The following is a 7,148-nucleotide window of genomic DNA, read 5'->3' as shown; positions in this document are numbered from 1 at the left end:
AATGCGCGGATCGGGGTGCGGGCATGATCTTTCATCATCGTCTCCTCGCCACCCTTGGCCTGGCCTTTGTCATCTTCGGCGTCTTGATGCCGGAACTGGTCGGGGAGGGCAGCGTCCAGCATGGCTGGCCGGTCTTCCTCGTGCCCATGGTGGGGCTGTTCCTCGCCGGGATCATTGGGCTCCTGACGCGCTGGAGTCTGCTGGAGCCAATCGCGAGCCTTGTTCTGCTATTCGGGGCGGCGTTGTCGCTGCCGGGCATGGCGACGGCCTATCCTGACATGGCCATGGGGCCGGCCTATTGGCTGTATCTGGCCGCGTTCTGGCTGCTCTCCTGGAACTTTGCCGAGCGTCTTTCGGCGGCCATCAGGGCCGGACGCCTGCCCCATACGGGTACCGACATCGTCATTCCCATCGTCTTCGGCGCGGTGCTGCTGGTCATGTGGGAGATCGTGACGCGCGGGGCGCGGGTGCCGCCGGTGCTGCTGCCGGCGCCTTCGGCCATTGCGGCCCAACTCGGCAATTCCGCCTCGATCCTCTGGGCCGATTTCATCCAGACTTTCGTCAAGTCGGTGATCCCGGGCTATATCATCGGGTGTCTCGCCGGGCTTGTCGTCGCCATTGCGGTCGATCGCTCGCCGTTCTTGAAAGCAGGGCTCCTGCCCATCGGCAATTTCATGTCGGCGCTGCCCATCATCGGCATCGCGCCGATCATGGTCATGTGGTTCGGTTTCGACTGGCAGAGCAAGGCTGCCGTCGTCGTCGCCATGACGTTCTTCCCCATGCTGGTCAATACGGTGGCGGGGCTCAACGCAGCCTCCTCCATCGAGCGCGACCTGATGCGGACTTATGCTGCCAACTATTGGCAGACACTGTTGAAGTTACGCCTCCCCGCTGCGGGGCCCTTCATCTTCAATGCCCTCAAGATCAACTCGACTCTGGCCTTGATCGGCGCAATCGTAGCGGAATTCTTCGGAACGCCTGTTGTGGGGATGGGCTTCCGGATTTCGACCGGGGTGGGGCGTCTCGCCATCGACCTGGTCTGGGCGGAGATCGCGGTTGCTGCGGTCGCGGGGTCCGCCTTCTACGGGGTGATCGCCCTCATAGAAAGGGGCGTCACCTTCTGGCATCCGTCCGTCCGTGGTGGACGGGCGTAACAGGGAAAAGGGAACGAAAGAATGAAGACTTATCTCACGGGTCTCCTCGCCGGCGCCATGGCGCTGGCGGCCATGCCCAGCGCCTTTGCAGCCGACGCGCTGACCCTGCAGCTCAAGTGGGTGACGCAGGCCCAGTTTGCCGGCTATCTGGTGGCCGAGGCCAAGGGTTTTTATGATGAGGAGAACCTCGACCTGACGATCCTGCCGGGCGGCCCGAACATTGCCCCCGAACAGGTGATCGCCGGCGGTGGCGCCGACGTCATCGTCACCTGGATGGCTGCCGGTCTTGCCGCGCGCGACACCGGCGTGCCGTTGGTCAACATCGCCCAGCCGTTCAAGCGCTCGGGCCTGATGATGATCTGCCCGATCGAGAAGGGCATCAAAACCGTCGCCGACTTCCCGGGGCATACCCTGGGCGTCTGGTTCTTCGGCAATGAGTATCCGTTCTTTGCCTGGATGAACAAGGAAGGCATCAAGACCGACGGCTCGCCCGGCGGCGTCACGGTGCTGCAGCAGAGTTTTGACATCCAGCCGATGATCCAGGGCCAGGCCGACTGTATCTCCGTGATGACCTATAACGAATATGGCCAGGCGCTCGACGCCGGCTATGGCCCGGACAACCTGACCATCTTCAACTATACCGAGATGGGCAACGACCTCCTCGAAGACGGCCTCTATGTCATGGAGGACACCCTCAAGGATCCGGCCAAGGTCGACGCCTATACCCGCTTTGTCCGCGCTTCGATGAAGGGCTGGCAATATGCACTCGACAACCCGGAAGAAGCCGCTCAGATCGTCGTCGACAGCGACGAAACCGGCGCCGCCGAGCTCGCGCACCAGCTCTACATGGTGGGCGAAGTCTCCAAGCTCGTCGATGCCAACGACGCCGCGCTCAACATGACGACCTATGATCGTACGGTGAAGGCGCTGCTCGACCAGAAGATCATCAAGGCCCAGCCCGAAGGCGCCTATACCACCGTCGTCACCGACGCGCTGAAGTAGGTTTCGCCGATATGTTCGAGGCGGGCGGGGAATTGTCCCCGCCCGCTTTTTTGTGCCCTTCTTCGGCCGGGGTGGTGGCCGGTGGATTGAGCGGCATGGCGCTATCTTGAAATTGCCACCGAAGCCCGGCACAAGGCGCAAAAGACTGAGGAGACGAAAATGCCGACAGACCCGATTACGCTGCTGGGCCTCGGCATTGGCGCCGTCGTCGTCATCTGGCTGATCTTCTCCGTCGTCAAGAAGATGGTCGGCATCATCATCGTGCTGGCGCTGGTCGGTGGCGCCTGGTTCCTCTGGACCAATCCCCAGCACATGGCGACCGTCATGGCCTGGTTCCGGCAGATCACCGGCTAAACGCGCCGGAACAAAAGCCGCGCCCGTTCAGTTGAGGTCTCACACTTCAACTGCCGGAGCCGATTTCATGAATTCGATAATTTATCTCGTTGGCCTCGTGGTCATCGTCATGGCCATCCTGTCCTTTGTCGGCCTCGCCTGAGCGGGAGGCCGATATGAGCATGGTACAACCGGCCGAGATTGCGGTCGTTGAAACATCCGCCACACGCGAAGGGGCGAGCTATGTGGACTGGTCGGCGATCTTGGCCGGCGTGGTCTTTGCCAGCGCCATTTCGCTCGTCTTCATCAGCTTCGGCGCGGCGCTGGGGCTCAACTTCGTCAATTTTCATGCCCGTCAGGGCGCACCCGGCATTCTGATCGGCATTGCCGCCGCCAGCTGGCTGCTCTGGGTGCAGGTGTCGAGCCTGATGGCCGGCGGCTATCTCGCCGGCCGGCTGCGCCGCCGCCATTTCGATGCCACCGAAGACGAAAGCGATGCGCGCGACGGCGCCCATGGGCTTATCGTGTGGGCCGGTGCCACCGTGCTCGGGGCCGTGATCGCCCTTGGCGGCATTGGTGCCGCGGCCAATATGGCAGGCTCGGCTCTGGCGACGGCGACCACGGCGACCGCTACCGTGGCTGAAGGGACAGGCAATGTGCTCGATCCCAATGCCTATTATGCCGACCAGCTCTTCCGCGCCGAACAGCCGGTTGCCGGCAATGCCGAGGCACGTGGCGAAGCAACCCGCATCCTTGCTCAGGCCGCCCTTGGCGATGGCAGCATTCCCGAGGCCGACCGCACCTATCTTGCCAATGTCGTGGCCGCCAATACCGGCCTGACGCCGGAAGAATCCGCCGCGCGCGTGAGCCAGGTGGTCGTTGCCATCGACGGGGCAAAGCAGCAGGCGCTGGAAGCGGCGCGGATCGCCCGCAACACCGCCATCATCGCAGCCTTCCTCCTCGCCGCCACGACCCTCGTTTCGGCCATCGGCGCCTTCTGGGCGGCCCAGAAGGGCGGCAACCATCGTGACGAGAACACTGTCTTCACCGACGTGTTCCGCCGCTTCTGATCAGACACGAAAGGAGAAAGCCATGTTCAAGGGACTCGCACTCTGGCTGCTCGGCGTGCCGATCTGGCTGATTATCATCATCTATCTGGTGACGTGATTGAGCGGGGCCCTCGGGCCCCGTTTTTTTTGGGGGGCTTTTGGGACCTGCCTGCCTGAGTTCTGAGAGCATCGAGATGCGGCAAGCGCTCCCTCGGAGCAGATGCCGTAAACAGAAATCCCCGCTTTCGCGGGGATGACATGGTGGTTTGGAACGTCCTTGGAAAACGCCTTACGCCTCGGGGTGCTTGAACACCAAAGCCGCATTGGTGCCGCCAAAACCGAAGGAGTTGGAGAGCACATAGCCCAGGTCCACATTGTCGCGGCGCTGGCGCAGGATCGGCATGTCTTCGAAAGCGGGGTCGATAACGTCGATATTGGCGCTTTCGGCGATGAAGCGGTTGCGCATCATCAGGATGGAATAGATCGATTCATGGACGCCAGTGGCACCCTGGCTGTGGCCGGTCAGCGACTTGGTCGCCGAGATCGGCGGGCACTTGTCTTCATTGCCGAAGACGGCGCGCAGGGCTTCGATTTCCTTGAGGTCACCGACCGGGGTGGAAGTGGCGTGGGGATTGATATAGTCGATCGGCGCCTTGATGTTCTTGAGCGCCATGCGCATGCAGCGCTCGGCGCCTTCGCCCGAGGGCGCGACCATGTCGACGCCATCAGACGTCGCGCCATAGCCGACGAGCTCGGCCCAGATCTTGGCGCCACGCGCCTTGGCGTGTTCGTACTCTTCGAGCACCAGCACACCGGCGCCGCCGGAAATCACGAAACCATCGCGGGCCGCGTCGTAGCAGCGTGAGGCTTTTTCCGGGGTGTCGTTATAGTTCGAGCTCATCGCGCCCATGGCGTCGAAGAGGTTCGAAAGCGTCCAGTCGAGGTCTTCGTGGCCGCCGGCAAAGACGATGTCCTGCTTGCCCAGCATGATCTGCTCCATGGCATTGCCGATGCAATGCTTGGAGGTCGCGCAGGCGGCGGTGATCGTATAGTTGACGCCCTTGATGGCAAAGGATGTGGCCAGCGTTGCCGAGGCCGTGGAGCCCATGGCTTTCGGCACTGCGAGCGGCCCGATGCGCTTAGGCGATTTCTTTTCGCGGGTGACGTCGGCAGCTTCGACGATGGTGCGCGTGGAAGCACCGCCCGAACCCATGACGATGCCGGTCATGGGGTTGGAAATGTCTGATTCTTCAAGGCCAGCATCGGCAATGGCCTGCTGCATGGCGAGGTAGTTCCATGCTGCGCCCTTGCCCATGAAACGGGTGACGCGGCGGTCCAGCAGCTCGAACGGGTCAAGGCGCGGGTCGCCCTTGACCTGCGAACGGAAACCCAGTTCGGCATAGTCTTCGGCAAAGACGATGCCGGGTTTGGCCAGGCGCAGGCTCTCAGTGACTTCGTCGAGCGAGTTCCCGATCGAAGAAATGATACCCATGCCGGTTACCACTACTCGTCTCATAAAGTCCTCGCTCTAGTCCTGTGAAGGCGCCATCCACATGGCGCATCACCTAATAAATTCTGTTTGGTGCAGCACTAAGGCCGGTCAGGCAGTCTTCTGCTCGTGAAGCTGGGCATCGGTGAACAGGCCCACGCGAAGATCCTTAGCTTCGTAGATCAATTTTCCGTCAGCCTTCACCCAGCCATCGGCAATGCCCAGGGTCAGACGCGAGCGCATGACGCGCTTGATGTCGATGCCGTATTCCACGAGCTTGACGTCATTGGTCACCTGGCCGGTGAACTTGATTTCCCCGCCGAGCGCGCGGCCCTTGCCGGGCTGGCCGATCCAGCCGAGGAAAAAGCCGGTCATCTGCCACACGGCATCGAGGCCGAGGCAACCGGGCATCACGGGATCGTCGATGAAATGGCACTTGAAGAACCACAGGTCCGGGTTCACATCGAGTTCGGCGCGCACGAGGCCCTTGCCGAAATCGCCGCCGGTCTCGTCGATATGGGTGATGCGATCGAACATCAGCATCGGAGGAGCGGGCAGGCGCGCGTCCATCTGCCCCGGCAATTCGCCGCGACCATGCGCCAAAAGCTCTTCATAACCAAATGCGTGTTGCCGGTCCGCCATTACCCATCCCCGCTAAGCTCAAGCCTTGTCTCGTATAGAGGTGCGGAAAAGGGGTCAAGACGGCCCAAAGGTGCAGTCTGTCGAGCGTGCCCGGCGTGTGACAGTTGAGCGACTTGTTTCGAGCCCTCGCCAACACTATAACAAGGCCATGCTTTCTGGACCAATGAGACGAGTTACACTGGCCCAATGACCGATTTTGACCTCGCCGACCGTCCTGCGTCCCATACGCCCTGTCTGACGGCAGTGCTGCGCATGGCCGGGCTCAGGCCGACGCGGCAGCGTGTTGCCCTGGCTGAGCTGCTGTTTGGCGGCCCGCATCGCCATGTCAGCGCCGAACAACTGCATTCCGAGGCCAGCGACGCCAATGTGAACGTGTCCCTCGCCACGATCTACAATACGCTGCACCAGTTCCACGAAGCGGGCCTGCTGCGCGAAGTGGCGATCGATGCCTCGCGCTCCTATTTCGATACCGATACCTCAGACCACCATCATTTCTTTGTGGAAGACGAGCAGCGGATGATCGATATCCCGGCCTCTTCGGTGGAATTCAAGGCGCTGCCCCAGCCCCCCAAGGGCATGGAAGTGGCCCATGTCGACGTAGTCATCCGGGTCCGCAAGACCCCGGTCTGAGCCTTTTGATCTTCCAATCCACAGTGTCATTCCCGCGAAAGCGGGAATTTCTTTTTTGCGCCGGGGACTCCCGCTTTTGCGGGAGTGACGGGGCGGAAGAGAGACAGGGTTAGGCGCCTTCCTTCAAGGGAAGAGCCTTGCTTGGGCGGGGATGAAAATCTGCCCCCCGTGACAAAAGCCTGCCCTTTGCCCATATAATGGGGCCAATCGAAACAGCGACAAAGGTGGTCGATGCCCGAAAAGGTCAATCTCAATGCCTATTTCGAGCGAATCGGCTTTGCCGGTTCCATCGCCCCGACGCTTCAGACGCTGGAACAGCTGCACGCACTGCATCCGGCCGCCATCCCATTCGAAAATCTCAGCCCGCTCATGGGCGAAACCGTGCTGCTCGACCAACAGAGCCTTGAGCGCAAGCTGCTGACCGAGAAGCGCGGCGGCTTCTGCTTCGAGCACAATTTCCTCTTCATGCGCATCCTGGCCGATCTCGATTATGAGGTGCGGCCGCTGCTCGCGCGGGTCACCTGGACCAATACTGATGCCGTGCTGGCGCCGCCGAGCCACATGCTGCTGCTGGTTGATATCAAGGGCGCCAGCTACATCGCCGATGTCGGCTTTGGCGGCCTGAGCCTCACCGCGCCCCTGCGGCTGCGGGCCGGCACCGAACAATCGACCCCGCACGAGACCTTTCGCCTCGTCGGCGGCGAGCCGGAATGGACGCTTGAGGTCAAGCTCGGCGATGAGTGGCGCAGCGTCTATGTGTTTACGACCGACGCCGTGGCCGAGGTCGATCTTTGGGATATCAATCGCGACCTCTCGAGCAATCCGGCCTCGCCCTTCACCCAGCAATTG

General features: G+C 61.8%; 8 protein-coding genes. 6 read left to right on the top strand and 2 right to left on the bottom strand.

Annotation, left to right across the window (positions count from 1 at the left end; all coding sequences use genetic code 11):
- The first annotated feature begins 23 nt into the window (after window positions 1–23).
- From J0I64_RS20965 to J0I64_RS20950, 4 genes are all read left to right on the top strand, one after another.
- Window positions 24–1,154 carry an ABC transporter permease gene (locus J0I64_RS20965; protein WP_291411950.1) on the top strand — a complete coding sequence of 377 codons (1,131 nt, stop codon included), beginning with the start codon at window positions 24–26 and terminating at the stop codon, window positions 1,152–1,154.
- A 21-nt stretch (window positions 1,155–1,175) separates the two neighbouring features.
- Complete coding sequence (locus J0I64_RS20960; protein ID WP_291411948.1) at window positions 1,176–2,156, top strand: ABC transporter substrate-binding protein; 981 nt, start codon at window positions 1,176–1,178, stop codon at window positions 2,154–2,156.
- 159 nt (window positions 2,157–2,315) lie between these two features.
- Window positions 2,316–2,510 carry a hypothetical protein gene (locus J0I64_RS20955; protein WP_291411946.1) on the top strand — a complete coding sequence of 65 codons (195 nt, stop codon included), beginning with the start codon at window positions 2,316–2,318 and terminating at the stop codon, window positions 2,508–2,510.
- 155 nt (window positions 2,511–2,665) lie between these two features.
- The gene (locus J0I64_RS20950; protein ID WP_291411944.1) at window positions 2,666–3,559 is read left to right on the top strand and encodes a hypothetical protein; all 894 of its coding nucleotides are present in this window, start codon (window positions 2,666–2,668) and stop codon (window positions 3,557–3,559) included.
- 268 nt (window positions 3,560–3,827) lie between these two features.
- On the opposite strand, the gene fabB is transcribed toward J0I64_RS20950, so the two are convergent.
- Both fabB and fabA read right to left on the bottom strand, forming a co-directional pair.
- A complete protein-coding gene (gene fabB / locus J0I64_RS20945) occupies window positions 3,828–5,054 on the bottom strand; it encodes a beta-ketoacyl-ACP synthase I (RefSeq protein WP_291411942.1) in 1,227 nt (408 codons plus the stop codon).
- An 84-nt stretch (window positions 5,055–5,138) separates the two neighbouring features.
- A complete protein-coding gene (gene fabA, locus J0I64_RS20940; protein ID WP_291411940.1) occupies window positions 5,139–5,669 on the bottom strand; it encodes a 3-hydroxyacyl-[acyl-carrier-protein] dehydratase FabA in 531 nt (176 codons plus the stop codon).
- Window positions 5,670–5,855: 186 nt separating this feature from the next.
- On the opposite strand from fabA, the gene irrA reads away from it, so the two are divergent.
- On the top strand, window positions 5,856–6,299 hold the full coding sequence (gene irrA / locus J0I64_RS20935; RefSeq protein ID WP_291411938.1) for an iron response transcriptional regulator IrrA: 444 nt from the start codon (window positions 5,856–5,858) through the stop codon (window positions 6,297–6,299).
- A 231-nt stretch (window positions 6,300–6,530) separates the two neighbouring features.
- On the top strand, window positions 6,531–7,148 hold a 618-nt coding region (locus J0I64_RS20930), incomplete at its 3' end, for an arylamine N-acetyltransferase (protein ID WP_291411936.1).

The organism is Devosia sp., from assembly GCF_017307565.1.
Classification (GTDB): domain Bacteria; phylum Pseudomonadota; class Alphaproteobacteria; order Rhizobiales; family Devosiaceae; genus Devosia.
Note: the sequence above shows the minus strand (reverse complement) of the source record. Positions and strands in the feature narration are given on the sequence as shown.

What these genes read in the sequence shown, in the direction of transcription:
- irrA (WP_291411938.1), top strand. Translation starts at nt 5,856, where the DNA reads ATGACCGATTTTGACCTCGCCGACCGTCCTGCGTCCCATACGCCCTGT.
- fabB (WP_291411942.1), bottom strand. Translation starts at nt 5,054, where the DNA reads ATGAGACGAGTAGTGGTAACCGGCATGGGTATCATTTCTTCGATCGGG.
- fabA (WP_291411940.1), bottom strand. Translation starts at nt 5,669, where the DNA reads ATGGCGGACCGGCAACACGCATTTGGTTATGAAGAGCTTTTGGCGCAT.
- J0I64_RS20950 (WP_291411944.1), top strand. Translation starts at nt 2,666, where the DNA reads ATGAGCATGGTACAACCGGCCGAGATTGCGGTCGTTGAAACATCCGCC.
- J0I64_RS20960 (WP_291411948.1), top strand. Translation starts at nt 1,176, where the DNA reads ATGAAGACTTATCTCACGGGTCTCCTCGCCGGCGCCATGGCGCTGGCG.
- J0I64_RS20965 (WP_291411950.1), top strand. Translation starts at nt 24, where the DNA reads ATGATCTTTCATCATCGTCTCCTCGCCACCCTTGGCCTGGCCTTTGTC.
- J0I64_RS20955 (WP_291411946.1), top strand. Translation starts at nt 2,316, where the DNA reads ATGCCGACAGACCCGATTACGCTGCTGGGCCTCGGCATTGGCGCCGTC.